The organism is Pseudomonas sp. SJZ080, from assembly GCF_007828295.1.
Taxonomy (GTDB): domain Bacteria; phylum Pseudomonadota; class Gammaproteobacteria; order Pseudomonadales; family Pseudomonadaceae; genus Aquipseudomonas; species Aquipseudomonas migulae_A.
In genome coordinates this window covers 1-1,352 of record NZ_VIUK01000065.1, presented here as the reverse complement: position 1 = coordinate 1,352, position 1,352 = coordinate 1, and the positions used below count along the sequence as shown (strand labels likewise).

The 1,352-nt window shown below is 55.0% G+C and carries 1 protein-coding gene; it reads left to right on the top strand.

Annotation, left to right across the window (positions count from 1 at the left end; all coding sequences use genetic code 11):
- Window positions 1–84: 84 nt before the first annotated feature.
- Window positions 85–1,101 carry an IS110 family transposase gene (locus FBY04_RS32230; RefSeq protein WP_145319737.1) on the top strand — a complete coding sequence of 339 codons (1,017 nt, stop codon included), beginning with the start codon at window positions 85–87 and terminating at the stop codon, window positions 1,099–1,101.
- Window positions 1,102–1,352: the final 251 nt, after the last annotated feature.

The following is a 1,352-nucleotide window of genomic DNA, read 5'->3' as shown; positions in this document are numbered from 1 at the left end:
CTTAATGAGATGGTCAGCTCGGCTCGAGAAACCCGGTGAGTCTAGACTTACCGGGTTTCTCTCTTTACCGAAGGAGGATCTCTCATGAACACCGTGACGCTTCTGGGTATCGACATCGGCAAGAACACCTTCCACTTGCATGGCCAGGACGCCAGAGGAAATCAGCTCTTGCGCAAGAAGCTCAATCGTAGCCAATTGCTGCCGTATCTGGCGCAGTTGCCAAACTGCAAAATTGCCATGGAGTCCTGCGGCGGTTCGCAGTGGCTGGCTAGGCAGATTGAGGGCTTAGGCCACCGAGTGCAATTAATCGCGGCGCAGCATGTGAAGGCCTACGTCACAGGCAACAAGAATGACTTTATCGATGCAGAGGCCATCTGCGAAGCAGCGTCGCGACCCAGAACCCGCTCGGTTCCGGTAAAGACCCTTGAGCAGCAGATCCTGTCGACCGAGCACAAGCTGCGCATGTCTTGGGTGGATAATCGCACGGGAATCATCAACCAGGTGCACGGCTTTCTGCTGGAATTCGGCATCATTTTCCCCGTTGGATATGCTGCTCTGGAGCAGGTACCCGCGTTAATGGAAAACCACGAACTGCCGATTCGACTGCGCAATGCGGTTGAGCGAATGCTGCTCGACATTCAACGCCTGACTCGAGATATCAAAGCGATCGATGTCGAGATCAAACAGCAATTGTCTGAGGACGCAGCCGGCATGCGCTTGTTGAGCATCCCCGGCATCGGCCCTCTCACCGCTAGCGCGCTGCTGGCCGACGTCGGCGACGCTTCGACTTACAAAAGCTCGCGCGACTTTGCCGCCTCCCTCGGGTTGGTGCCTCGACAGTATTCAACCGGGGGCAAGACGAGCTTGCTCGGCATCAGCAAACGCGGCGACAAGTATCTGCGCTGCCTACTGGTGCAAGGCGCTCACGCACTGATGATCCGAATCGACAAGCGAAACGATGCCCTCGGAGCTTGGGTAAGAAAGCTTTTGGCTAGCAAGCCCCCGAACAAGGTCGCCTGTGCGCTAGCCAACAAAATGGCAAGAATCGTCTGGGCTGTATTGGCCCGAGGCGGTAGCTACAACGTGCAACAAATGGTTTGACCTAATCGAGTTACTACCGGCTTTTGCGACGACAGTGATGATGACGATAAACGGCAGACATCCCGACTGAAAACCTGAAGACCAAGACAGTCTTTTTAACGGCTGATCCCTTTATCAAGGACAGTTGGGAGCGACTTCTCATCAGGGGCCGAGCGCTAATAACTGTGCTCACCATGAGCCCGAATACATTAGCGCAAGCATGCTTTACCGTTCATCAAGCTGGGTTGCAGGAGGTGGGCTGACCATACATT

Bases quoted from the DNA above. Each gene is read 5' to 3' on its own strand.
- FBY04_RS32230 (WP_145319737.1), top strand. From the start codon at position 85: ATGAACACCGTGACGCTTCTGGGTATCGACATCGGCAAGAACACCTTC.